This window comes from Beduini sp. (assembly GCF_047239305.1).
Taxonomy (GTDB): Bacteria; Bacillota_I; Bacilli_A; order Erysipelotrichales; family Coprobacillaceae; genus Beduini.
The window spans coordinates 212,564-236,259 of the sequence record NZ_JBKTEM010000002.1 but is presented as its reverse complement, the minus strand read 5'-3'; the positions used below and the strand labels follow the sequence as shown (position 1 = coordinate 236,259).

Annotated in this window: 22 protein-coding genes; 13 read left to right on the top strand and 9 right to left on the bottom strand. The window is 36.6% G+C overall.

From position 1 onward, the window contains the following. The first annotated feature begins 49 nt into the window (after nucleotides 1-49). Nucleotides 50-823 carry a chitin disaccharide deacetylase gene (gene chbG / locus ACLRVU_RS04915; RefSeq protein ID WP_412890936.1) on the top strand — a complete coding sequence of 258 codons (774 nt, stop codon included), beginning with the start codon at nucleotides 50-52 and terminating at the stop codon, nucleotides 821-823. Between the two features lie 12 nt (nucleotides 824-835). Continuing rightward, complete coding sequence (chbG, locus tag ACLRVU_RS04910; protein ID WP_412890935.1) at nucleotides 836-1,606, top strand: chitin disaccharide deacetylase; 771 nt, start codon at nucleotides 836-838, stop codon at nucleotides 1,604-1,606. Nucleotides 1,607-1,735: 129 nt separating this feature from the next. On the opposite strand, the gene ACLRVU_RS04905 is transcribed toward chbG (ACLRVU_RS04910), so the two are convergent. Further along, nucleotides 1,736-2,227, bottom strand: a complete 492-nt coding sequence (locus tag ACLRVU_RS04905; RefSeq protein WP_412890934.1) for a DUF4352 domain-containing protein — start codon at nucleotides 2,225-2,227, stop codon at nucleotides 1,736-1,738. Between the two features lie 152 nt (nucleotides 2,228-2,379). Between ACLRVU_RS04905 and ACLRVU_RS04900 the strand changes: the two genes are divergently transcribed. Further along, nucleotides 2,380-2,655, top strand: coding sequence for a helix-turn-helix domain-containing protein (locus tag ACLRVU_RS04900; RefSeq protein ID WP_147549313.1), 276 nt, complete (start codon nucleotides 2,380-2,382; stop codon nucleotides 2,653-2,655). Between the two features lie 86 nt (nucleotides 2,656-2,741). Here ACLRVU_RS04900 and ACLRVU_RS04895 read toward each other — a convergent pair whose 3' ends face one another. Then, on the bottom strand, nucleotides 2,742-3,782 hold the full coding sequence (locus ACLRVU_RS04895) for a serine/threonine protein kinase (RefSeq protein WP_412890933.1): 1,041 nt from the start codon (nucleotides 3,780-3,782) through the stop codon (nucleotides 2,742-2,744). Between the two features lie 61 nt (nucleotides 3,783-3,843). Between ACLRVU_RS04895 and ACLRVU_RS04890 the strand changes: the two genes are divergently transcribed. Further along, complete coding sequence (locus tag ACLRVU_RS04890) at nucleotides 3,844-4,257, top strand: hypothetical protein (protein ID WP_412890932.1); 414 nt, start codon at nucleotides 3,844-3,846, stop codon at nucleotides 4,255-4,257. Nucleotides 4,258-4,270: 13 nt separating this feature from the next. Next, nucleotides 4,271-5,491: a DNA recombination protein RmuC gene (locus ACLRVU_RS04885; RefSeq protein ID WP_147549319.1), complete on the top strand. Its 1,221-nt coding sequence runs from the start codon at nucleotides 4,271-4,273 to the stop codon at nucleotides 5,489-5,491. Nucleotides 5,492-5,521: 30 nt separating this feature from the next. Here the strand turns inward: ACLRVU_RS04885 and ACLRVU_RS04880 are convergent, their stop codons facing one another. The 3 genes from ACLRVU_RS04880 to ACLRVU_RS04870 all read right to left on the bottom strand — a co-directional run bounded on the left by ACLRVU_RS04880 (nucleotide 5,522) and on the right by ACLRVU_RS04870 (nucleotide 10,358). Further along, the gene (locus tag ACLRVU_RS04880; protein ID WP_147549321.1) at nucleotides 5,522-7,870 is read right to left on the bottom strand and encodes an HAD-IC family P-type ATPase; all 2,349 of its coding nucleotides are present in this window, start codon (nucleotides 7,868-7,870) and stop codon (nucleotides 5,522-5,524) included. 144 nt (nucleotides 7,871-8,014) lie between these two features. Continuing rightward, nucleotides 8,015-9,595, bottom strand: a complete 1,581-nt coding sequence (locus tag ACLRVU_RS04875) for a hypothetical protein (protein WP_147549323.1) — start codon at nucleotides 9,593-9,595, stop codon at nucleotides 8,015-8,017. 58 nt (nucleotides 9,596-9,653) lie between these two features. Continuing rightward, entirely contained in the window at nucleotides 9,654-10,358 is a 705-nt protein-coding gene (locus tag ACLRVU_RS04870; RefSeq protein WP_147549325.1) for an MBL fold metallo-hydrolase, read from the bottom strand. Nucleotides 10,359-10,445: 87 nt separating this feature from the next. Here ACLRVU_RS04870 and ACLRVU_RS04865 point away from each other — a divergent pair, with 87 nt between their 5' ends. The 5 genes from ACLRVU_RS04865 to ACLRVU_RS04845 all read left to right on the top strand — a co-directional run bounded on the left by ACLRVU_RS04865 (nucleotide 10,446) and on the right by ACLRVU_RS04845 (nucleotide 16,788). After that, nucleotides 10,446-10,838, top strand: a complete 393-nt coding sequence (locus ACLRVU_RS04865; RefSeq protein WP_147549327.1) for a ferritin family protein — start codon at nucleotides 10,446-10,448, stop codon at nucleotides 10,836-10,838. Nucleotides 10,839-11,033: 195 nt separating this feature from the next. Next, complete coding sequence (locus ACLRVU_RS04860) at nucleotides 11,034-11,816, top strand: ChbG/HpnK family deacetylase (RefSeq protein WP_412890931.1); 783 nt, start codon at nucleotides 11,034-11,036, stop codon at nucleotides 11,814-11,816. Between the two features lie 17 nt (nucleotides 11,817-11,833). Then, nucleotides 11,834-13,810, top strand: a complete 1,977-nt coding sequence (locus ACLRVU_RS04855) for a BglG family transcription antiterminator (protein WP_147549331.1) — start codon at nucleotides 11,834-11,836, stop codon at nucleotides 13,808-13,810. A gap of 3 nt (nucleotides 13,811-13,813) precedes the next feature. After that, nucleotides 13,814-15,409, top strand: coding sequence for a PTS transporter subunit EIIC (locus ACLRVU_RS04850; protein ID WP_147549333.1), 1,596 nt, complete (start codon nucleotides 13,814-13,816; stop codon nucleotides 15,407-15,409). A gap of 113 nt (nucleotides 15,410-15,522) precedes the next feature. Continuing rightward, nucleotides 15,523-16,788, top strand: a complete 1,266-nt coding sequence (locus tag ACLRVU_RS04845) for a PTS sugar transporter subunit IIC (protein ID WP_147549335.1) — start codon at nucleotides 15,523-15,525, stop codon at nucleotides 16,786-16,788. A gap of 160 nt (nucleotides 16,789-16,948) precedes the next feature. Here the strand turns inward: ACLRVU_RS04845 and ACLRVU_RS04840 are convergent, their stop codons facing one another. Together ACLRVU_RS04840 and ACLRVU_RS04835 are read right to left on the bottom strand one after the other, a co-directional pair. Then, nucleotides 16,949-17,239 (bottom strand): SDR family NAD(P)-dependent oxidoreductase, encoded by a 291-nt coding sequence (locus ACLRVU_RS04840; protein ID WP_147549337.1) that lies wholly within the window; start codon nucleotides 17,237-17,239, stop codon nucleotides 16,949-16,951. 109 nt (nucleotides 17,240-17,348) lie between these two features. Further along, nucleotides 17,349-17,825 (bottom strand): zinc ribbon domain-containing protein, encoded by a 477-nt coding sequence (locus ACLRVU_RS04835; RefSeq protein ID WP_147549339.1) that lies wholly within the window; start codon nucleotides 17,823-17,825, stop codon nucleotides 17,349-17,351. Between the two features lie 210 nt (nucleotides 17,826-18,035). On the opposite strand from ACLRVU_RS04835, the gene ACLRVU_RS04830 reads away from it, so the two are divergent. Continuing rightward, nucleotides 18,036-21,053: a diguanylate cyclase domain-containing protein gene (locus ACLRVU_RS04830; protein WP_412890930.1), complete on the top strand. Its 3,018-nt coding sequence runs from the start codon at nucleotides 18,036-18,038 to the stop codon at nucleotides 21,051-21,053. Nucleotides 21,054-21,084: 31 nt separating this feature from the next. Here ACLRVU_RS04830 and ACLRVU_RS04825 read toward each other — a convergent pair whose 3' ends face one another. Both ACLRVU_RS04825 and ACLRVU_RS04820 read right to left on the bottom strand, forming a co-directional pair. Continuing rightward, nucleotides 21,085-21,918, bottom strand: a complete 834-nt coding sequence (locus ACLRVU_RS04825; protein ID WP_412890929.1) for a hypothetical protein — start codon at nucleotides 21,916-21,918, stop codon at nucleotides 21,085-21,087. A gap of 76 nt (nucleotides 21,919-21,994) precedes the next feature. Further along, on the bottom strand, nucleotides 21,995-22,495 hold the full coding sequence (locus ACLRVU_RS04820) for a biotin transporter BioY (protein WP_412890928.1): 501 nt from the start codon (nucleotides 22,493-22,495) through the stop codon (nucleotides 21,995-21,997). Nucleotides 22,496-22,615: 120 nt separating this feature from the next. Between ACLRVU_RS04820 and ACLRVU_RS04815 the strand changes: the two genes are divergently transcribed. Together ACLRVU_RS04815 and ACLRVU_RS04810 are read left to right on the top strand one after the other, a co-directional pair. Continuing rightward, nucleotides 22,616-22,975 carry a CidA/LrgA family protein gene (locus ACLRVU_RS04815; protein ID WP_412890927.1) on the top strand — a complete coding sequence of 120 codons (360 nt, stop codon included), beginning with the start codon at nucleotides 22,616-22,618 and terminating at the stop codon, nucleotides 22,973-22,975. Next, nucleotides 22,968-23,663 carry an LrgB family protein gene (locus ACLRVU_RS04810; protein WP_412890926.1) on the top strand — a complete coding sequence of 232 codons (696 nt, stop codon included), beginning with the start codon at nucleotides 22,968-22,970 and terminating at the stop codon, nucleotides 23,661-23,663. The genes ACLRVU_RS04815 and ACLRVU_RS04810 overlap by 8 nt, the downstream gene beginning before the upstream one ends. The last annotated feature ends 33 nt before the right edge of the window (nucleotides 23,664-23,696 follow it).

Sequence of the window (23,696 nt, the reverse complement as noted above, 5' to 3'; positions counted from 1 at the left end):
TTAACTATTCCCACTATACTATAACTTATAGATAGGAGGACATAGATTAATGACAAGACTTATTGTTAACGGGGACGACTTTGGTATGTGTGAAGGCGTTACTTTGGGGATTTTAAAAGCACATAAGGAAGGTATATTACGTTCCACAACCATGATGGTAGGAATGCCTTTTGCCGCTCAGGCAGCTCAGATGGCAAAGGATTATCCGAATTTGGGAATAGGAATCCATTTTACTCTAACGGCAGGAAAACCGGTAAGTGATCCTAAAGATGTACCCAGTTTAGTGGAAGCGGACGGAACTTTCCATTCACAGGATTGGCATATTAAAAACAAACAAAAACCAATCGAAGAAGATGAATTAAACTATGAAGAGGTCTACAAAGAATATTGTGCTCAGTTAAAACGTTTTGAAGAATTAAACGGACGTCTGCCAGATCATTTTGATTCACATCATGGAACCAGTTCTTATCCACGCATTTATGAACAAACAAAAAAACTGATTGAAAAATATGATGTACCTGTTCGCTGTTCATTTGATTATGTTGGCGGAAACTACGAAAGACCGGAATTTTTAAATTATTTCTATGATGATCAGCTTTCTTTAGAATATTTCATTGAAGATTATGATCATATCTTAGAAAAAGATCTTTGTGAAACAATGTGCCATCCGGCTTTTGTTGATGAATATTTATATACCCATTCTTCTTATAATATTCAACGTACAAAAGAATTAGCGATTCTAACCGATAAACGTGTATTAGATTGGGTAAAAGATAATCATATTGAATTAATTAACTTCCAAGATTTAAAAAAGATAAAATAAAGGGGACAAACAATGACTAGATTAATTATTAATGCAGATGACTTTGGAATGAGTGAGGGTGTCACTTTAGGGATTCTGAAAGCACATCGTGACGGTGTATTACGTTCAACAACGCTAATGGTAGGAATGCCTTTTGCTGCTCAGGCAGCAGAAATGGCAAAGGAATATCCTGATTTACACATTGGCATTCATTTTACCTTAACTGCCGGTAAACCGGTTTTAGATCCTAAAGAGATTCCTAGTTTAGTAAATCAGGACGGTTATTTTCATTCACAGGACTGGCATTTAAAAAACAAAGAAAAACCAGCGGATCAAGATGAACTCAACTATGATGAAGTCTATCATGAACTAGAAGCTCAGTTTAATCGTTTTATTGAATTGAATGGGCGCTTGCCAGATCATATCGATTCTCATCATTTCTCGTCATCATATCCACGTGTTCATGAACAAGCCAAAAAATTTGCTTTCCAATATGATTTGCCTGTTCGCTATACACATGATTATATTGAAAGCAATTATGAAAAGGTAGAATTTTCTAATCGTTTCTATGCGAAAAATGTATCCATCGAATATTTCACAAACGACTTTGATCAAATGCTTAAAAAAGATGCTTTTGAAATTATGTCACATCCGGCTTTTGTCGATCAGTATGTAATGACACATTCATCTTACAATGTTCAAAGATGTAAAGAATTAGATGTTTTATGTGATCCTCGCTTAAAAGAATGGATCAAAGAAAACAATGTTGAAATGATTACTTTCGGAGATTTAAAGAAATTATAAAGATGTGCTGTGTGCACATCTTTTTATTAGAATGGGTATAACGGACTTGTTAGTTCCGTTTTTTTAATAAGTAAGAGAAGGAGGAGCAAATTTAATATCTGCTCCGATTTCATATTCTTATATTTCATGCTAGTCAATTTTTATCGTAAATGCCGATTTAGAATCAATAATAGATGGATAATAAGCTAATTTTAATCCTGTATCTCCCACTGGTTCTTCAAACACTAAATCTCCTTCAACAATCCCTCTGGCTAATAAATCTCCGCTGTTTAATGTTTTGATATTATCCAGTGCTGTGATTTTATAGCCATCTTCTTGACCATTGGAATTCTGCATTTTCCAATCTAAGGAATTATAAGAGATTTTATCATCCGTTTTATTTTCAATCTTGATATGGACAATGACGTATTCCATTCCCTCTGCTGCTTCAAAATACTGTTGTCCTTTTGTTTTTTCAACGCCTGTTACAGTGTATTCTACTTTTTTATAAGTAGCTACCTCTGATTGAGCAAATTCTGTTTTTTCCGGTGTTTTATTTTTCTCATCCCCAGAACTTGAACATCCGCCCATCAATACTGCACATGCTGCCAAAGCAGTAAATGCCTTCAATAATTTTTTCATATTTTCCCTCCACATTTAGAATAATTTAAATTATTCTGTCTAAGATTATTCTAACAAATAAAATAATCATTTACAATGATATTTTATCATTTCTGATATATGGTCAAATTATAGAAATATGAGAAAATAAGTTTGAAAGGAGTGTGTAAGCTATGGAATTCGAGTTCCTTAATGAAGATAAACTTTATGATATTATCGGTAAAAATATAAAATACTATCGAAATTTATACAGCATATCAAAACAAAAGATGACGCAAGAGACATTAGCAGAAAAAATTAATGTTTCCACAGCTTTGATCGGTAATCTAGAAAGCAGCCGAATTCACCAAGGTATCAGTATCTTAACCCTTTGGAAGATCAGCCAAGTCTTAGAAACTCCTATTGAAAAGTTTTTTCAAATACCTGTTATTGACCAAAATAAAGAATAATCTTTAATTTTATTATAAATAATAATGAACTATTGTGGTCTGCCCTCAGCAGACAAAGACCAGCGAATTATAATTCTGCTGGTTTTTTATGTAAGGGAAAAAGCAGCCATCAGGATCACAAACAACCAAAAGATAGCGGTTAAAACCAAACCGATAGCTTTTATGATCTTGTTTTTACACTGACTAAATAAAGCGGTTTTCTTTAACCCCATGAAATCAAAGAACAATAACGGAAGGAAAAGAAACCAAATCGAAAAACTCACTTTTGAGGCTAGCTGTTCATTGCTCGTTCCATTGACGACTGTTATATTCATCGCTAAAAAAAGACTGGCTGCATAATAAATGATCGATGTAATCATATGAGATATTTTTTTGTGACGAAATCCCGGTATACCATATTTTTTATGATCATCAGACTCCTCGTCAGGATAATAATGATGCAGTGCTTGCTTTAGCTGCCGAACATTTTGATATCTTTTTTGAGGATCTATAGCGGTTGCCTTTAAAATAATTTTGCTTTCCTCTCCTTTGTATTGCTCATCTTGAGGCAGCTGCTTCGTAAATAAAACATTTAATAAGACGCCTAATGCATAGATGTCACTGCGGGAATCGCTTTGCGAAAACCCAAACTGCTCAGGCGCGGCATATCCGACACTTCCCATTACTTGGGTATCTTTATTTTTCATATAATCATAGACACGTGAAATATCAAAATCAAAAAGAATCGCATGTCCTCGATAGTAAAAGATATTTTCCGGCTTAATATCCCTATGGATGATCGGCGGATAAAGCTGGTGAAGAAAGTCCAATGTATCACATAAATCATCCATGATGCCAATGATCTGTTCCTTGCTTAACTCCTCATTAATTAAAATATTATCTAATGTTAGTCCATTAATAAATTCCTCAATCACAATCAGTTTATCCTCTTTAACCCAAAGATCCATTATCCGCACAAATCCGGGATTAGGATGTTCCTTCAAACGCTGATAGGTGTCTAGATCATACTGACTTAATTCTCTTTTGATATAATAACAATGATCGATCTCATGATAAACAAGTTCGATACGCTTGCTCTTAGTTGCTTTAATCGTTTGAATCGTTTTATAAACGGTTAATTTATCCATCCTACTATTCTCCCTTGTTAACCCACTGTAATTATTATAAAATAAATTGGGTGAGAAAAAAATGAAATCAACGACAGATTTATTAAATATTATAAAAAATAGTAAGGATGAAGCCTTAAAGCAGACCATTGACACAATTAAAGAAATGTCTTTTAGTGAGTATTTCGATTATTTGTGCAGAATAAAAGAAGTAAGCCGAAGTGATATCATCAAGCAAACGAATTTATCTCGAACTTATGCTTATCAGATTTTTGACGGAAGCAAAAAAGCCGGGCGTGATAAAATTATTCAGATTGCTTTAGCTTTAAAGGGAAGCTTAAAAGAAACGGAACGCCTGCTTAAACTATCCGGACATAGTCCACTGTATTCAAAGATCAGAAGAGACGCTGTTTTGATCTTTGCGATCGAGCATCAGCTAACTGCCATTGCAGCTAATGAATTATTAGATGATTTTCAGTTCGAATGTTTAGAGTAATGAAAGGGGCTATATGGAATACATAATTATTGGATTATTGATCTTCATTGCATTGCTGCTGTTGTGGCTGATTTACCAGCAGACACAACAGAAAGCTAACCAGCAGCTTATTAAAAAAGAAATGATTGGTGAGTTATCGAATACAATTAAATGGTCAACTAAACTACAAAAAGAAATTGGGTTAACGCAAAACAATAGTATCGCTCAAATGAATCAATCATTGATGATTTCTTTAAGCCAATTAGAAAAACGCCTGCAAACCTTAGAAATGACTAATGAACAAAAATTTGATGGACTTCGTCTGACTATGGAAAAAAGGCTAAGCTATATTCAAGAAGACAGTAACAAAAAATTAGAGGAGATTCGTCACACGGTGGATGAAAAACTACAGACCACATTGGAGGAAAAGATGACGCAGTCCTTTCAGTTAGTCAATGAACGACTGGAAGCTGTCTATAAAGGCTTGGGGGAAATGCAGACACTGGCTAATGGTGTCGGTGATTTAAAGAAAGTATTGTCTAACGTTAAAACACGCGGTATTTTAGGAGAAATCCAATTAGGCATGATTTTAGAAGAAATTTTATCTCCGGAGCAATATGAAACGAATATTGCGACAGTTCCAAACAGTAAGAATGTGGTTGAATATGCTATTAAGCTGCCGGGGGATGAACGCAGTGTCTACTTACCCATCGATTCTAAGTTTCCTGCCGATGCTTATCAGGCACTGCAGGAAGCCTATGAAACAGGTGATGCCGGCATCGTTCAAAACAATGCGGATATTTTGATTCAACGAATAAAAAGTTTTGCTAAAGATATTAAAACAAAATATATCGAACCGCCCTATACTACTGATTTTGCTATTATGTTCCTACCTTTTGAAGGATTATATGCCGAGGCCGTCAATCGTGGTCTTGTGGAGATACTGCAAAGAGATTATCATGTCAATTTGGCGGGTCCAAGTACAATGGCAGCATTATTAAACAGCTTGCAGATGGGCTTTAGAACCATTGCTCTTCAAAAAAGAAGCAGTGAAGTCTGGGAAGTGTTAGGCGCTGTCAGAACTGAGTTTGATAAGTTTGCCGACATTCTCGCTTTAACCCAGCAAAGAATCGATCAGGCAAACCGTGAATTAGATAAATTAGTGGGTGTGCGTACCCGTGCGATACAGCGGAAACTGCGAAACGTTGAAAAACTCGATACTGCCTTGGCACAGGATATCATTGAAACTGAATAAAAAAGGATGAGCTAATGTTGCTCATCTTTTTTATAACCATTTTTCTAAACCATGCTTCTCCCATAACTGAATGATCCATTCCAAAAGCTTCGTTGACCATTCAAAGAACAGTGGGGAGAAAGTAATTGCAGAGACCAGCAGCAAAAGGACATTGAAGTCTACAGCGACAAGCTCCAAGATGCCTTGTCCGATTAAGATAGAAATCAAATAAACAAGACGCATAGAATAGATCACAACTTTTCGATAAGTCGACAGCGGTGAATAGACTCTTTCTAATGCCAGCATGTAATTCCAGCCGGTAATCAATACACTGGCGGTGGTTAGCATCGAACTGCTTGATCCCATGGCACTGCCCAATGAAGTGATTAAAGTAATACAGATAACGATCGTTAAAGCTGTCGGTACGGCATTTTTAAAAACTTGCTTGAAGAAATGACCATCAACTCGATTAAAATTTGATTCCTGAGTCATTAAGAAGGTTGGAATTCCTACTGCACAGCTGCTGATGATTGATAATTGAATCGGTGCGAACGGATAACCCTGTCCTAACAGGATCGTTTGTAAAGATAAAATCACCGAGAAAACTGTTTTAATTAAAAACATAGAAGCAGCATAGCTGATATTATTAATTACCCGACGCCCTTCATTGACAATATTTGGCATGACTGCAAAGTTACAGTCCATCAATACAAGATTGGCGGCATGCTTAGCAGCATCACTTCCTGAAGCCATTGCAACGGATACATCGGATTCTTTAAAAGCTAATACATCATTGACACCATCTCCGGTCATTGCAACAGTATGACCTAATTTTTTAATTGCCATAATCATTTGCTTTTTCTGCTTTGGTGTTACTCGACCAAACACACTGTAATGCTGCACAGCCTGCTCAATCGCTTCCTCGTCTTGAAGACTGGCAGCATCTATATATTTTTCAGCATTCTTTAATCCTGCTCTTTTCGCAATGGCAGATACAGTCACCGGATCATCACCGGAAATAACCTTAACCTCTACCCCCTGCTTTACAAAATAATCCAGTGTTTCTTTTGCCTCTTTTCGAATAACATCAGACATCTGCACAATCGCAATAGGTTCCAATCCTTCGGGGATCTCTGTATCTTGATTGATATTAGGGGAGTAGCCAACTACGATTAAACGGTAGCCTTCCTTTGCTAACTGATGACACCTTTCTTGAAGATGCTCATAACCATGTGGGAATAAAAATTTATTTGCCCCCATCAAATAGGTACCTTTTCCTTTAAAAGCGGCACCACTATACTTGCGATCGGAAGAAAACGGAATAAAATGATCCAATTCAAAATCATCAGCTTCTTTAAACTGTTCACGCAAAGCCATTGCGGTGACATTTTCATCCTGAACTGCATGCATCAGATTTCCCATAATCAAATCTATATCAACATCTTTTAATTTTTCGACTTTCTCAACGGCAATTCGTCCTTCGGTGATCGTTCCTGTCTTATCTAAGCATAAAACATCAACACGTGCCAATGTTTCCATACACGAAAGTTCCTGTACCAGAACCTTCTTCTTTGCTAAACGCATCACTCCGATTGTCATCGCCACACTCGTCAGTAAGACTAATCCTTCTGGAATCATTCCTAATAACGCAGCCACTGTCTGTAAGATGGAACTGCGGAATGTTAAATGGGTTAATAGGTATTGCTTGGCAAATAATCCCACACCAATAGGAATAATAATGATACTTATTAATTTTAAGATACGATCTAAGTTGCGATTTAACTCTGAGCGATGCTTTTTAAATTTTTTGGCTTCGGCAGTAATCTTTTCCATGTAGTTATCTTTTCCTACATGCACCACTTCACAATAAGCCTGTCCGGAAGTAACGAAACTTCCTGAAAATAAAGAAGCGCCGGTTCCTTTAAACTGCGGATCGGATTCTCCTGTCAATAAAGATTCATTTACTTCGATGCGTCCTTCAATAATAATGGCATCCGTAGGAATCTGTAATCCCTGTTTTAAAAACAAGATATCGCCAAGAACGATCTGATCAACCGGGATACTGATCTTACTCCCATTTCGGATAACTTCAATCTGGCTGACCGTTAAAATAGTCAGCTTATCCAGCGTACGCTTTGATCGGATTTCCTGAACAATTCCCACTAAGGTATTGATCACAATAATCATAATAAACAGCATGTTTTTGAATGAACCAACAAGAATGACCAAACCTAATAAAATGATATTAATGATATTAAAAAAAGTAATCGTATTATCTAAAAAGATTTGTTTATATGTTTTCGTGATCGTATTGCTTAAAAAATTGACCTGTCCGTTTTCGATTCTCTGCTGGATCTCTTCATCATTTAATCCGTGTTTTACTTTATTATGATCTGTCATTTTTTCACCTCAAATTCGTTATTATGACATTATACAGCAATTTCTCCCATTGCCTTTATGATACAATAAATTCCCATTTTAAGCAACTAAATGCCCTTACCCTTAGTCTTAACCTTTTCAAAGAAAAATAGACCGCTGAACGGTCTATTTTAACTGTATTATTTCAGTGACATCTTCTTCCAGCAGATAACCGATAGTTAAAGTATCCCCAGTTTGAAGGAATGGAATATTTTTCTCATCCACACTGATTTTAATACGATACTTATTGCCATCTGTATCTTTAATATAATAGTAGCTGTCTCCATTAATCATAGAATCCGTAATCGATCCGATCGTGATATCTTTAAACTTAACGCTTTCTTGATCAATAATCGCTTCTTTATCTCCAATATAGTTTTGTGCAGCAGCTTCAATTCCCTCGGACGCATCAGTCACTACTACCTTTTGATAATCCGTTACGTCTACAAAAGCATACATCTTTACAAGACCGGCATTATCTTTCAATGAAATCAGATAAGTCGGTTTATCGTTTAAATTGATCAGCAATGGGAAACTTGCCGTATAGTTCATTTGCTGAACCTGTCCTTTGGCACTTTCCATCGCCGACATCTCCTGAGCTCCCGGCACCGGATAGAAAATAGTTTCCTTCGTTCTCATATTAGAAAGAATAAAGCCGATATTGGCAGCATCTTCAGTTGCTGAAGTGATTCCGGTATAAAGATAAATATCATCATCTTTTGCGATATAGTTATATCCATCGGTAGTCTTTACCACATTCTTTTGTCCGATAATAGAATTGATAAATCCATTGCGGTAACGTCCCCAGTCATCACTTTGTTCAATCAGTAATGAAGCAGGATAAATATGATCAACCCATGTTGGCACATCGGCCACATTATAATATTGTGACTCTCCTGTAACCGGATCTAAAATAACTGCCCCTTTAACGTCTTCCAACAGCTCTACACCCTTGTATTTTAGAACCGGAACGATCCAAAATGGTTTCCCGGTTTCGTCCACTTCAAATGATTCCTCACCAAAGATAAAGGTTGGATATTGGAAACGCAGCTGACGGTAAAGATTTTCATTAAACATTGCAGACGGCAGGATCTTCATCCCTTTTTCCAATTTAACTAAGTTTGATGAACCATCTACAGAATCTACGGTAATGTATCCCATTACCCCATCATTGCGATTAGAAAAATATTTAAAGAATCCGTTATATTCCAACGGTGTTACACGTACGACACGATTTTTATAATTGATTTGCGTATATAAATCTGAAACATAGAACTGAGATACTAATTCCGGCATCTGCCCCATCACACGATCCCCTAGCTTGCTGGAAGAATCTTTATCTAATAAAGGCAGAGAATTAAAATCTACTGCACTAATATCCGCAGTAAAGTTCCCATCTTCACGCACTGCAATTCGCTTTGAATACATCGATGCATTAATCAGCGGTGAATAAAAAATATTTAAAACAACAATAGCCAATACAATAACCACTAGAATCATTGGCTTTTTACCAGTAAACTTCATTTGCTGCAACTGACGTGGATCAAAACTGGTCGCAAAATAAATGATCGTATAAAAGGCGATCAGCATCGCTGCATACACATAAAACAACATCGATTGTAAATTTAACGGCGGTAACATAAAGTAATAAAGAATAGCTCCCGCTATAACCGTTAATACAATATTAATCAGAGTTTTCTTTTTCATAATGCCTCCTTGACAATACCATTAATATACACTAAATATGTGACAATTTCCACCGATATTACATTAAATTTTTCAGATGGATTGCTTGGACATGAGGATCTTCAAAATACAGATTTTCCCCACTTTCAACCTGATCCAAATAGCGTATCATCAATTGAATATCCGCTTTTGTCAGATTTAACGTATGCCCGCCAAAAAAACGATTGATAGGCAGCTGTAAATATCGCTTTAAAGTATCCCTATAGACAGATAGATTCTGTCTATCTAACTGTATGATCGGTTTTTCTAAATTATCTCCGGCAAACAGCCAATGATGCTTATGGTCATAAATACTGATCCCATCTTCGCTGTGTCCGGGCGTATAAATCAATTCTATTTCCGCTTCTTTAAAAAAGAAGTGATCTTCAACGAATCGAGAGGGATATACAATTTCTTTCTTCCCCTTCAAAAATTGCTTGTTTTTCAGATAATCTTCTTCTCCGTGCCGAAGAATTGCTTCTTTGCATAAGGGATGTGCATAAATCTCCTCTGCCTTAAAAGCAGCATTGCCCCAAATATGATCAAAATGATAATGCGTATTCATAACACAATAGTCATAATCAGGATACATCTGTTTAATTTCTTCCATATAATCACTGCCGCAAAATGTATCAATGATAAAAAGCGTATTGTCTCTGATAATCAAATAGACATAAGTTAAATAAGGGGTTAGTTCATCGTATTCTAAAGCATAGACATCACTCGCCAGTTGAATTTTATTCATAGTATTCTCCTTTCCCCTATTTTAACAAATTAGGATAAAGATGTCATATTTTCTTTATTGGGCATATATTTAATATGAGGTGAAAAAATGAATAACGATCTGTCCTTTATAAAAGAAGCGATCATTGATGAATACAAAGCCATTCAAACCTATCATACTCTAGTCAATGCTTCTAATATTCCTGAATTAAGACAATTATTTACCCAATTGGAAAGTGATGAACAGCGTCATGTTAATTTATTAGAATCCATGTATTATGAAATAACCGGTGAAAGCTATCATCCGACTATTCCCCCGATGGACCCTAATAAACATGCGGAGGAATTGATCGACAACAGCATTCAGTTTGAAATTGATGCTGTGGCCAGTTATAATAAAGCTGCCAACACGACCAAAAACAAACGTTTCCGAAGAACTTATCGTCAAATCGGCGGTGATGAAAACGTTCATGCCTTGCGTTTGCTTAACTTGCAAAAATAGGAACTTAAACCTAAACAGGTTTAAGTTTTTTTGTTTTTTGCCTCAATTCTTTGGCAAAAATAAAACATTTGAGAAGCTTCTTTTTATATTAAAATAAGTGTAGAAACGACCGTTTCAAATTCTGATATTTTGAAGTAAATTAACTGAAAAAATGCTATAATTTGTTGCAAGGTCGTTCATCAAGGAGGAAAAAATATGGTAAGAATTATTTTAAACGCTGATGATATCGGCTACTCTGAAGCAGTAACGTTAGGGATCATTAAAAGCTACCGCGATGGGGTCATACGTTCTACAACAATGATGACCAATATGCCGTCTGCCCCTTTAGCTGCTAAGTTATTAAAGGAAAATCCTGGTCTTTATTGCGGACAGCATTCCAACATTGTGATTGGAACACCAGTCAGTGATCCTAAGGAGATTCCTTCATTAGTGGATGAATATGGACATTTCAACGTGAAACAGCGATTGAAACAAGGACTAAAACTGGATGTTGAAGACATAAAAAAAGAAGTACGGGCACAAGCCGAACGTTTTAAAGAACTTATGGGATATTATCCTACCCATATTGAAGGTCATGCTGTCTTTGATCCGGGGTTAGCCGTAGCGATCAGAGAAGTGGCAGTCGAACTTCATGTTCACTACACCGATAATATTCATTATATCGAAAACGGAGAAATGGTTCAGCTGCGTGATACTCATGATTCCGGCTGGGAAGTGCCTGTGATGCCTAAAGTGGGTTATTATCAAGATAAAGTGTCTTTAGACTACTGGCTAGATGACCAAGCCGATTTATTAAGCGAAGATCTTGTGGAAATTCACTCTCATCCGGGCTACATCGATCAGGAATTACTGGATTGGTCCTCTTATAATATTACCCGTGCAAAAGAGGTACAGATCGCCTGTGATCCTGCCTTAAAAAAATGGGCAGAGGATAACGATGTTCATTTTATAAGTTTTAACGATATTAAGAAAAAATAAAGAAGTGGGGATGCAAAATGGATAGACGTTTTATTCAACTATTTAAAATATTAGCCAAAAAATCAGATTACATTAAATCTGAAGACTTGTGTGTACAGCTGGAAATACGACCTCGTACTCTACGTGAAGATATTCGTAAATATAAAGATACGATTGAGAAAAAAGCAGGAGCAAAAATTGAATCCAAACCCAATGCAGGCTACTATCTGCATGTCTTAAATGAAGATTTATACAATCAATTTGTTAAATCATTATTACAGGAAGAATCTTCTAATCAATATTTGATCCCGGTTCATCAAGAAGAACGAATCAATTATATTATTCGTTACTTTTTAGCGCACAATGAATACGTTAAAATTGCGGATTTAGCAGATGAAATCTATGTCAGCCGCAGTACATTAAATGCTGATATTAAAGAAGTGAAAGAACGTTTATCTTATTTTCATTTAGAACTTGCAGGGAAAGCGGGTTATGGTTTGAAAATAAAAGGAAAAGAAAAAGATATCCGTTCATGCATTGCTCAGTATTTCTATCACTTTGATGATTATGATCAGCATTATATTCAAGGAATTGATGTAAGCAGTGAATATATTGATCAGGATGCCTTTGAATTTATAAAAAAAGTCCTCTATCAGGCAATTTTAAAACATGAGTTTAAACTGACTGATTTTGGCTTTCAAAACTTATCTATTCATATTTTGATTGCGATTAACCGCATCATGGGAAAAACTTATGTTGATGAGTTTTTTCACCAGACACAGCAATTTCAAGATCGTCCGGAAATGATGATTGCCAATGAAATTGCCTTAGAATTAAATAATTATTTTGGCATTACGATTCCTTCAAGTGAAATCCACTATATTGCGATTCATTTAATGGGAAAACAAGCGTTAAAAATGAATAATGCCAATATTGTTATGGAACAAACAACTATGGATTTAATTGATGCCATTTTAGAAGAAACAAAACAAGTATTCAATATTGATCTGACCTCAGATTTAGAACTTTATTCAATGATCGCCGTTCATATTCAGCCTATGCTGAATCGTTTGCATTATGGACTTAAAATAACGAATCCATTGACAGAACAAATCAAAAAAGATAACCCTATTGCGTTTGAGATTGCGATCCTTGCCGGAAAAGTCATCTCTAAACAGATTAATGCTTCAGTTGATGAGAGTGAGTTAGGCTATTTAGCTCTTCATTTTGCCTTAGCTTTGGAAAGACTGAATAAACCTGAGCAAAAGAATATTATCATTGTGTGTGCCAGCGGTGCCGGCAGTTCCCAAATTTTATTATATAAAGTCAAATCTAAGTTCAAAGACTATCTAAATAAAGTTTTAGTTACACAAGCCTATGAATTGTCCCACATCGATCAAAGTCAATATGATTTTATCCTTTCGACAATTCCGCTACCGTTTAAAACAGAGATACCGGTTATTCAGGTTCAGTATTTCCTAGGGAATGATGATATTGAAAACCTTGAAAATATCTTGATTAAAAACAATGAAGATTATGATTTTATCCGCCGCTGTTTCAGACCGGAGTATTTCTTTACTCATGTTGATGTGAAAGATAAATATGAAGCGATTACCTTTCTATGTGAAAAGATCAAGGAACAGCGTTCCCTTCCATCAAATTTCTATCAGTTAGTGATGGAAAGAGAAGCGGTCTCCCCAACCGAATTTGGAAATAAGATTGCTCTGCCGCATCCTATTAAAACTGTAATGGATGAAACGTTTGTCGCTGTCGCTATCTTAGATAAACCGATTCGCTGGGAAAAACAAATGGTTAAATTTATATTTTTACTCTGCATTAAATCTAATTCAGACGAAGCTCTGACTATCTTTAATGAAGTATTATCAAGCTTAGTCTTAAATCGCGAACGTATGGCAGAACTGGAAAGACATCCTGATTTTTCAACTTTACAACATTATATCGAATCTTTAAGCAAAGAAAAGGAAGAACTGCTGACTGACAGCATTTTCCAATAACTTATGAAACTATTAGTTTGCTGTGCTTCAGGTATGTCAAGCAGTTTACTAGTTCAAAAAATGCGTGATGAAGTGAAAAGACAACAGTTAAACGGAATTAAAATCGGTTCTTGTTCAAGAGATCAATTGAAAAAATATATCGATGAGGCCGATGTGATTTTAATTGCCCCTCAGCTTCATTTCTTTGAACAGCAGATCAACGATCTCGCTTCTTTGCATCATACTCGTGTAATCAATATTTCGATGGATGATTATGGATCATTAAATGTGGAAAATATTATTTACAATGCCTTAATGGATGACTCTCCTCCACCTGCCCCTATCGCTGAAGAAGAGGAGATTTCAAGAATAGAAGCCTTACAGACCAAACTTTATCCATTGGCAAAAAAGATTGCTGCCAATCGCTCTTTAAACTCGATCAGCCGTGCCTTCATCACAACGATGCCTGTAACCGTGATCGGTTCATTACTGACATTAATTAAATGTCTACCGATTACCGCTTATACCGACTATCTGTCAAGTACAGGATTAACTTCCATACTCGATTTGGGAACCAGTGCCTCGATTGATATCATTTCTTTATATACAGTCTTTTTTATCAGTTATCATTTAGTGGTTTCTTATGACTTATCCGGTCATGGCGCCGGTCTAATTTCTCTGTCTTGCTTCTTTTTGATTACCGGTCGTACAGATGGCAGCTATTCAACTAGGTTCTTAGGATCAAACGGACTTTTTGCCGCTGTCTTCATTGGTTTGTTATGTGGTTATTTATATGTCTTCATCATAAAAAGGAATTGGAAAATAAAACTTCCCTCAAATATTCCCCATCAGGTGCTGAGTTCATTTGAGGCGATTATTCCTTCATTTATTATTATATCTGTTTGTCTATCCATTACTGCCGTTATGAAGCTGACAATTTACCATGACTTACATACACTGATTTATTCCACCATACAATCTAATTTAATGAAATTTATGGGGAATAATCTGCTATCCTATATTTTCTTTCAATTTATCACCAATATTCTTTGGTTCTTTGGACTTCATGGCGGGAATATCGTAGGTGCTGTGACCAATCCGATCTATACCCCCTTAGCTTTAGAGAACTTAGCCGCTTTTCAAGCGGGTGAAACTATGCCGAATATTATAAACAGTCAATTTGGTAAATTGTTTATCCATGGCGGCGTCGGCTCGATGCTGAGTTTATCGATTCTTATGCTTTTATTTTCCAAGTCTCAAAAATACAGAGCATTTGGAAAGCTCTCATTGCCAACCTGTCTGTTTTTTATTAACGAACCTTTATTGTTTGGAGTTCCTGTTGTGTTAAATCCGATCTTTCTTATCCCATTACTATTTGTCACACCGATTCTTGCTGTTATTACTTATTTTGTAACAAAAATTGGTCTGCTTCCGATCGTCACCGGTGCCCAAGTTCCTTGGACAACCCCGCCGATTATCTATGGTCTGCTTCAAGGCAGCTGGCGGTTAGCTTTGTGGGAAGTGGTCACCATTGTTTTAGGTTCATTTCTTTGGTACCCATTTTTTGCGATGGCAGATAAACAAGCATTTGAGGAAGAAAACAATCCTTGCCACAATTAATTGGCAATAAGACAAATTTATTAATCCTTGACGCTATTCTATAATGTAAGTGTAGGAAGTGAAGCGCTTACAGGTTAAGCAAATGGGAGAAATTCAAAAAAGGAGGAATACATATGGATAAATTAATGGGTGTACTAGAAGAAAAATTAGTACCAATTGCAGCCACGCTTGGACAAAACAAATATTTAAGAGCTATCAGCGGCGGATTTATTGCAATCATGTCCGCTACCATTGTTGGATCATTATTCACATTATTAAGTAACCTCCCTATTAAGGCTTATACAGATTGGCTTGCTTCATCAGGCTTTGGTAGTATCTTAGCACTGCCTAGTCAAGCAACAATAGATTTAATCGCTTTATATGCGGTATTCTTTATTGCTTATACATTAGCTAAAGAATTTGATGTAGATGGTTCCGGTGCCGGGTTATCAGCATTAGTATCATTCTTCTTAGTCACAGGACGTACAGAAGGGGCTTATGCTACTGCATTCTTAGGGGCTAAGGGATTATTCTGTGCTATGTTCGTTGCTTTGGCAGCTTCAAGGATTTATATCTTTGTAGTAAAACGCGGATGGGTAATTAAACTTCCCGACAGCGTACCGCCAAATGTTGCCAATTCATTCTCAGCACTAATTCCGACAGGTATTGTTGTTTCTATTTTCTTGGCAATTGCCGGATTAATGACATTAACAAGTTACCATGATTTACATACTGCGGTATTTACAATCATTCAATCAAACTTAATGCGTTTTATGGGAGATAACTTATTCTCATTTATCTTCTTCCAGTTTATGACTAATATTCTTTGGTTCTTCGGATTACATGGTGGTAACATCGTTGGTTCTATCACCAACCCAATCTATACACCATTAGCCTTAGAAAACTTTGCAGCATATCAAGCAGGTCAAACCCCTACTCACATCATTTCAGGATCATTAGGTCGCTGCTTTATCTCTGGTGGTGTAGGATCAATGTTCTCACTTGCTATTATAATGTGTTTATGGTCAAAGAGTTCACAGTTCAAAACATTAGGAAAATTAGCTTTACCGACAACCTTCTTCTTCATCAATGAACCGTTGATCTTCGGTATCCCTGTTGTATTGAACCCACTGTTCTTTATCCCATTACTACTCATTACCCCAATCTTAGGTACATTAACTTATTTTGTAATGAAGATTGGTCTCGTCCCAATTCCAAGTGGTGCTCAAATTCCTTGGACAACTCCACCTATCTTATATGGTATCTTACAAGGTAGCTGGAAAATCTCAGTTTGGGAAGCTTTCTCAATTTTGGCAGCTGGCTTAATGTGGTTCCCATTCTTCAAAGTAGCTGATAATAAAGCTTACAAAGAAGAACAAGGACTTACAACTGCTGAATAATTATAGACCTCCCCTTGACTATCTGGATAGTCATCAAAAGACACATCGCCTTGATGTGTCTTTTTGCTTTATCTTAACAAGTTTCTTTAGTTAATGGAATTGGCTGTGTCCCATTACTATCTTTAAAGCCATAATCCATAGCCACCCTAAACATTATTCACTAAAATATCAAGCTTCCCTTCTTCCTCAATGATCTGCTCCACCACTTTTTTGTTTTTTCACCGTTTTGATAATCGCACTCGATTCCATACCCCACTCCATTGTTTTCTCTGATTTCAGCTTCTGTTGCTGCAATCGCTCCGCTTAAAGCAACAGCTCCTTGAAATTCAACCTCTGTTCTGCCAGTAAAATAAACGATTGCTCCCATTTTAGAAAGGGCAATCGCAATTCCCTTTCCTATTCCCCGCGTTGCTCCGGTGACTAAAGCAATTTTCCCATTCAAATCAAACATACTGCTTCCTTCTATAGTTTAAATATATGATGATCACTTAGATGTCATAGCACGCACCATCTTCTAGTATTTCATTTGACATAAAAAAAGATTCCCGATTATAGGAATCTTACATATAAAGCATCATCACGAACGTTCCCATGAATACGCCTGCTCCCAATGAGAAGATTGATAAGCCTAAGCCTAATTTAGATAGTCTTGGATTTAAATGTACACGGTAGCGATTGAAATATTGGACATTCAAAATACGTGCCTTTCTCGCTGTAAAATAACCACAGAATCCAAAGACAAGGACTAATACACTGTACCACCATTGGGTTTGAATTTCTAATCCGGCAGGCCATAAAACTAAAGCTGCTCCGATCAATCCAAAGATAAACGAATAGAGAACATAATTATTTTTCAATCCTTTTTCCTGTATGATTCTTTTTTCTTTCTCTAATTGTTTCTGGCGAATTGCTTTTTGTTTTTCCTTCTGATGACTCTCTGCCTCCACCATTTGATTAAAATGATTAGGGGCCTTCGCTCCGCATTCAGGACAGAATTTCGCATCCTTCATCTCTGTTCCGCATTTCTTACATTTCATTGGAATCTCCCCTTCCTCTACTTCTATTTTACTTGATTCAAAGTATCTTCGCTATATATGGATATGCCAACAAATTGTGGCATAACTTAACATTCTTTCTTAATAGAATAACCGTTTTTTCAATATTGGAAACAGATCATAAAATAAATTTAAACATCACCCGTCATTTTAGTATATAATTAAACTATATAGATTTAATGAGGTGAGAAAATGAAACAGGATAACATAAATAAAACGGAAGAACCGTCAGATCAGCAAATTTTCCTCCCTAATGGGGAAGAGGATAAAAGAAAAGTACTTACTGCTTTTATCGATCATATCCTTGATATAGATTGTTTAGGCATTCGTTACTTTTATAATCAAAAGAAAGTAACTCCGCCTTATTTATGGGGAAAAGATTCGTGCAATCAAAAGCAGCTGCTTTCTTTGCTAAGCGATTTATTTCATCATATTCCATTGAATACTTCGATTACCCGCTCCTTTGTAACCGCCTATATCGATAAGCATTATCCGCAAATAAATAAGCAAACTGATCCTCACATCCACATTATTAATTACCAGCAGGTTCCGATTGGGATTGCTTTGATCGGACATCGCCTTAACGCTCCTATTGACGTTAACGATTATCATATCTGCTGTAAGCTAATTGACTTATATGCGGGTGAATTAATCCATGGCTTAGAAAAATCGGCTTATGAGAAATTATTTTATACCGTTATTAATGGAATCTCTGATTATATTTATGTAACAGATCCCCAAAGCGATGAAATCCTGTTTATGAACGACCCGATGAAGCAGGTTTATCAATTAGAAAATCCGATTGGTAAAACTTGCTGGCAAATACTGAAAAAGGGAAAAACAAAGCGATGTGAGTTCTGTCCGATTGAACGTTTAAAGCAAAACCCGGAAAAAAGTATTACCTGGGAAGAAAAGAATACAATCGATCAGCACTATTATAAAAATAAAGACAGTTTAATCCGTTGGCTGGATGGACGTCTTGTTCATCTACAGCAATCCACAGATATCACTGATTTTAAAAAAATCTCCAAAGTGGCAAATATTGATGAATTAACCAAGCTTACCAATCGCCGTGCCGGTAAAATAGAGCTTCAAATTCTATTAAATCGTGTAAGGATAAATCAAAAGTCACTTTGTTTGGTCCTTATGGATATCAATGGTTTAAAACAAACTAATGACCATTATGGGCACCAAGTAGGAGATAACAAGATTCGTTATATCACCGAAGCTATTCAATCTCTTATCAGTCAGCAGGATCTGTTTTTCCGCTTGAGTGGAGATGAATTTGTTTTAGCGTTCTATAATACTGCCCCTATTCAAGTACGTGATATAATGCGAGGTGCTGCCAAAAAACTATGTCATTTAAAAAAGATTTTAGATATTCCCTATGAGCTTGGCTTCTGCTATGGGATGATTACTGTTAAGCCTGATAATCAGCTGGATTTGGAAACATTGCTTACGATTGCCGACGAAAAGATGTATGAACAAAAACGTTTAGTTCATCTTCGTCAAAATGAAGCTTTGCTGCAAACAGATAATGTTCACACTGTCAAAATTGAAGATTTTGAATATGATAAAGAACATCTTTATGACGCTTTAGTGGAAAGTACAGATGATTATGTATATATCTGCAATATGAAAACCGGTTTATTCCGCTATTCTCCTAAGATGGTCAAAGAGTTTAACTTGCCTGGAGAAGTGTTAAAGAATGCTGCGGCGATCTGGGGAAGCAAGGTGCATCCTTTAGATAAAGAATTATTTTTAAAAAGTAATCAGGAAATCATTGATGGCAGAGTGAGTGATCATTGTGTGGAGTACCGCGCCATTAATCGTTATCATGAATGGGTGTGGCTCCGCTGCAAAGGAAAAGTCATTTTTGATGCCTTGGGAGAACCTGACTTATTTGCTGGAATCATTTCAAATATCGGACGAAAAGAAAAGATTGACACGTTAACCGGTTTATTCAATAAATTTGCCTTAGAAGAAGATCTTAAACAGTATATTCAGGCTACTTCAACCCCCTTAGCCTTACTCCTTTTAAATTTAGACAACTTCAAATCCATTAATCAATTGCGCGATCATGCTTTTGGCGATGAAGTATTAAAGAACGCAGCACAGACTATTTGTGAAACTGTACCAAAAGAAGCAACAGTCTATAAACTTGATGCTGATGAATTTGCCGTGCTTTTAAAAGATTATTCTTCCCAACAGATCGAAGTCCTATATAATCAAATCAAAGCACCATTTTCACATCATCAGCAGTATATGAATGAACGCTATTACTGCAGCATATCTGCCGGCTGTGCCATCTATCCGGAGAATGCCAATGTTTATATCAATCTCTTTAAATATGCCAGCTATGCCTTAGAAACAAGTAAAAAGAATGGGAAAGATCAGTTAAACTTCTTTTCAGATCAGATTGTTTTTGATCATCTTCGTAAATTGACGCTGACCGAAGAACTGCGAGAAAGTGCAGAAAATAACTTTGAAGGCTTTTCTTTGCAATTCCAGCCTATCGTATATACCGATTCTAAAAAAATACGTGGAGCTGAAGCCTTGCTTCGTTGGACCAGTCCGGCTTATGGAACCATTTCTCCATCAGAATTTGTTCCTTTGCTTGAAGATACTCGCATGATTATTAAAGTTGGCCGCTGGGTCTTTGAAGAAGCTGTTCGTAAAGCCAAAGAGTTTATCAAGACCGATCCTGATTTTATTGTGAGCATTAACTTATCTTATGTACAGGTCAGTCCGGCTCCCATCATTCCTTTTATCAAGGAAACCTTGGATAAGCAGCAGCTTGATCCTCATAATATTATCGTAGAGTTTACAGAAAGCTATTTAGCGTCTGACAATATATCCAATATCTATCAGTCTTTACGTGATCTGGGTATTACGATTGCAATGGATGATTTTGGTACCGGCTATGCTTCTTTAAGTGTCCTCAAGCAATGCCCGGCAGATATTATTAAAATCGATCAGGCTTTTGTGGAAAAGATTACCCATAGCCCTTTTGATATCACATTAGTACGCATGATCATCGAGTTATGTCATGAAGTAAATATTGCGGTCTGTGTAGAAGGTGTTGAATCTGCTCAAGAATATGAGATCATTAAAGAATTCTCTGCCGATTATATACAAGGCTTTCTGTTTGGCAGACCCTGTGATGATAAAGAACTGATACAGTTAATAAAGCAAAACCGAGTATCCTAAGATGCTCGGTTTTTATGAGGCAGGAAGACTGTTATTTTGCGATAGTACCAGTGATCTTGATCACGGTTCTGCCAGGCGAAGTAAGAGTAGCGGCAGGAACGTTAAGAGATGCTGTATTGGCATTAGGCAGAAGAATCATCCCATTTAAGCGATTGTATTGATATTGATCCGGTGAATATATGACTTGGTTTTCATTGGTTTCTACGATGATTTGATGAATGTTAAAGGAGAAGGGCAGCCAATCCATTAACGTTATATGCGTTGCTTCTAAATTTCCGTAGTTTAAGAGTTGAATGGTATAAGTGAGTGTTCTATAATCTTGTGTCCATTGACCGCATAAAACAAGCTGACTGGCTGTTTCTTTATGCAACGTAACACTTGACGGCGGTTCTACATTATAAGTGCTGCCATCTTCGCTATGGGCTGTGATATAAAGAGAAGAAGTTATAGCGCAGAGGCAAGGATCAATATTTGAATCCACTTTCATACAGTAAAGGATAATTCCCTTATCTTGAGGTGACATATTCTTTGGGAGTGTGATATAAAGTATATTTGCTTCGACGGTCGGTACGATTGGTATTTCAACGCTGTTAATAAATACTTTTAAAGATCCCAACTGATAGGTTGAACATATCGGGAGAGACACTTTCATCGTGACAGAAAGCGATTCTGTTCCCATGTTTTCTATTTGTATCAGATAAGTGATAACCTCGTTGAGATTAAAAGCAGACTGCAGAGATGTCATGTGAGCTTTGATGGGCAGAATATCTTCAATAATAGTTTCAACAATGTTAGAGCGAATATTGCCAACAGACTGTTCGTAATGATAAGTGACTTCTGCTTGATTATGAATGATGCTTGGCATTATTTCCCACCTCACTATAAAGTATGCCGGAAAGATTTTTATAAATAATGAAAAGAACTAAACAGATCAGAAACTTTTAAAGTTTTCTGATGCGTTTAGTTATAAGAATGGTTAATACTATTTTTAATGTATCACCGATTAAAAAAGGAAAGACACATAAGGTTAATGCCGGCAGCAATGCCACCTTCATGCAGAACATAAACCAAAGTGTTCCTAATGTATAACAGACAATCGTTCCAACGATCAGTGCTATGATCTTTCTTTTAAGCAGTTTTCCGATTACAAATGCCATAACTGGCAAAGCAATCAAATATCCGCCGGTTGGGGCAATTAATGAGAAAATTCCTCCGGAAAACCCGGCAAATACAGGCAATCCTACAGCCCCTAACAACAAATAGATCAAACAAGCCAGCACCGCCTGCTTTCTTTCATATAAACAGGCGATAACATACACTGACAGCGTCTGCATTGTGATTGGGACCGCCGTCATTGGTAAAACGACTGTGAGCTGTGCCCCAACAGCGATCATACAGGCTCCCAGTGAACAATAGATCAATGATTTCACTTTTGTATTCATTTGATTCCTCCTGTAGCCATTATACATAAATTGATTTAATCTGCAACTATTTCCTTTTCCAATATTAACAATCAAGAAAGAATATGCTATCATACCAAAGTAAGGAAAGTGTGGGATAATATGGGGTATTTATTTCAGTTTATGATCATTGGCGGCATCACCTTGATAGGGGAACTGCTGCATTATTTCTTACCGCTTCCGATTCCTTCGAGCGTGTATGGAATGATCATTCTTTTTATTTGTTTATTGACCGGAATTATTAAAGAAGAGGATATCAAAGAAACCGCTGATTTTCTTTTACTGGTTATGCCGATCATGTTTGTAGGTCCTAGTGTCGGGGTTATGGAAAATTTCAGCCTGTTATCTAGCTCGCTGATTCCGTTTATTGTGATTGTGTTAGTTTCGACATTCCTTATTATGATCGTAACCGGAATGACTGCCCAGATGATGATAACACATAAGGAGAAACACCATGAATGATGTAATGATAAACTCCGCTTATTTTGGTCTTGTTTTAAGTTTACTGGCTTATTATTTAGGCACCAAGCTTAAAAATAAAACGAAAATAGCTTTGTGCAATCCTCTTTTAATAGCTACAGCTTTAATTATTGTATTACTGATGCTTTTAGATATCGATTACTCGACATTTAACCAAGGAGCGCAATACCTAACCTATTTGCTGACACCGGCAACGGTTTGTTTAGCTTTACCGCTTTATCGTGAATTCAAAATTTTAAAGGATCATCTTTTTATTATTTTTATTGCCTTAGTAGCAGGCTGTATGACGTGTTTTGCGGTCGTTGGCGGTATGGCATTGCTTTGGCAAATAGATCGCACAATAGGAATCTCTCTATTACCAAAATCAATTACTACTGCGATCGCGATTGGATTAACCGAAGAAGTCGGCGGTATCAGCGGCATTACAGTCGCAGCGGTCATCATTACGGGGATCTTTGCTTCGGTCATTGCTCCGTCTATTTTTAAATGGGTTCATATTAATGATCCGATTGCTCAGGGATTGGCACTGGGGGCTTCCGGACATGCGATCGGCACCAGCAAAGCCTTGGAACTGGGAGAGATACAAGCCGCTATGAGTTCTTTAGCAATTGTCGTTACTGGTATCTTAACCGTAATCATTGTTCCGTTAGCTGCACCTTTATTTAAATAAAAAAACTTACTGTTGCAGTAAGTTCGATTTTAA

What these genes read in the sequence shown, in the direction of transcription:
- ACLRVU_RS04900 (WP_147549313.1), top strand. Translation starts at nt 2,380, where the DNA reads ATGGAATTCGAGTTCCTTAATGAAGATAAACTTTATGATATTATCGGT.
- ACLRVU_RS04825 (WP_412890929.1), bottom strand. Translation starts at nt 21,918, where the DNA reads ATGCCAAGCATCATTCATAATCAAGCAGAAGTCACTTATCATTACGAA.
- chbG (WP_412890936.1), top strand. Translation starts at nt 50, where the DNA reads ATGACAAGACTTATTGTTAACGGGGACGACTTTGGTATGTGTGAAGGC.
- ACLRVU_RS04870 (WP_147549325.1), bottom strand. Translation starts at nt 10,358, where the DNA reads ATGAATAAAATTCAACTGGCGAGTGATGTCTATGCTTTAGAATACGAT.
- chbG (WP_412890935.1), top strand. Translation starts at nt 836, where the DNA reads ATGACTAGATTAATTATTAATGCAGATGACTTTGGAATGAGTGAGGGT.
- ACLRVU_RS04830 (WP_412890930.1), top strand. Translation starts at nt 18,036, where the DNA reads ATGAAACAGGATAACATAAATAAAACGGAAGAACCGTCAGATCAGCAA.
- ACLRVU_RS04885 (WP_147549319.1), top strand. Translation starts at nt 4,271, where the DNA reads ATGGAATACATAATTATTGGATTATTGATCTTCATTGCATTGCTGCTG.
- ACLRVU_RS04860 (WP_412890931.1), top strand. Translation starts at nt 11,034, where the DNA reads ATGGTAAGAATTATTTTAAACGCTGATGATATCGGCTACTCTGAAGCA.
- ACLRVU_RS04890 (WP_412890932.1), top strand. Translation starts at nt 3,844, where the DNA reads ATGAAATCAACGACAGATTTATTAAATATTATAAAAAATAGTAAGGAT.
- ACLRVU_RS04810 (WP_412890926.1), top strand. Translation starts at nt 22,968, where the DNA reads ATGAATGATGTAATGATAAACTCCGCTTATTTTGGTCTTGTTTTAAGT.
- ACLRVU_RS04875 (WP_147549323.1), bottom strand. Translation starts at nt 9,595, where the DNA reads ATGAAAAAGAAAACTCTGATTAATATTGTATTAACGGTTATAGCGGGA.
- ACLRVU_RS04835 (WP_147549339.1), bottom strand. Translation starts at nt 17,825, where the DNA reads ATGAAATGTAAGAAATGCGGAACAGAGATGAAGGATGCGAAATTCTGT.
- ACLRVU_RS04815 (WP_412890927.1), top strand. Translation starts at nt 22,616, where the DNA reads ATGGGGTATTTATTTCAGTTTATGATCATTGGCGGCATCACCTTGATA.
- ACLRVU_RS04880 (WP_147549321.1), bottom strand. Translation starts at nt 7,870, where the DNA reads ATGACAGATCATAATAAAGTAAAACACGGATTAAATGATGAAGAGATC.
- ACLRVU_RS04905 (WP_412890934.1), bottom strand. Translation starts at nt 2,227, where the DNA reads ATGAAAAAATTATTGAAGGCATTTACTGCTTTGGCAGCATGTGCAGTA.
- ACLRVU_RS04820 (WP_412890928.1), bottom strand. Translation starts at nt 22,495, where the DNA reads ATGAATACAAAAGTGAAATCATTGATCTATTGTTCACTGGGAGCCTGT.
- ACLRVU_RS04840 (WP_147549337.1), bottom strand. Translation starts at nt 17,239, where the DNA reads ATGTTTGATTTGAATGGGAAAATTGCTTTAGTCACCGGAGCAACGCGG.
- ACLRVU_RS04865 (WP_147549327.1), top strand. Translation starts at nt 10,446, where the DNA reads ATGAATAACGATCTGTCCTTTATAAAAGAAGCGATCATTGATGAATAC.
- ACLRVU_RS04845 (WP_147549335.1), top strand. Translation starts at nt 15,523, where the DNA reads ATGGATAAATTAATGGGTGTACTAGAAGAAAAATTAGTACCAATTGCA.
- ACLRVU_RS04895 (WP_412890933.1), bottom strand. Translation starts at nt 3,782, where the DNA reads ATGGATAAATTAACCGTTTATAAAACGATTCAAACGATTAAAGCAACT.
- ACLRVU_RS04850 (WP_147549333.1), top strand. Translation starts at nt 13,814, where the DNA reads ATGAAACTATTAGTTTGCTGTGCTTCAGGTATGTCAAGCAGTTTACTA.
- ACLRVU_RS04855 (WP_147549331.1), top strand. Translation starts at nt 11,834, where the DNA reads ATGGATAGACGTTTTATTCAACTATTTAAAATATTAGCCAAAAAATCA.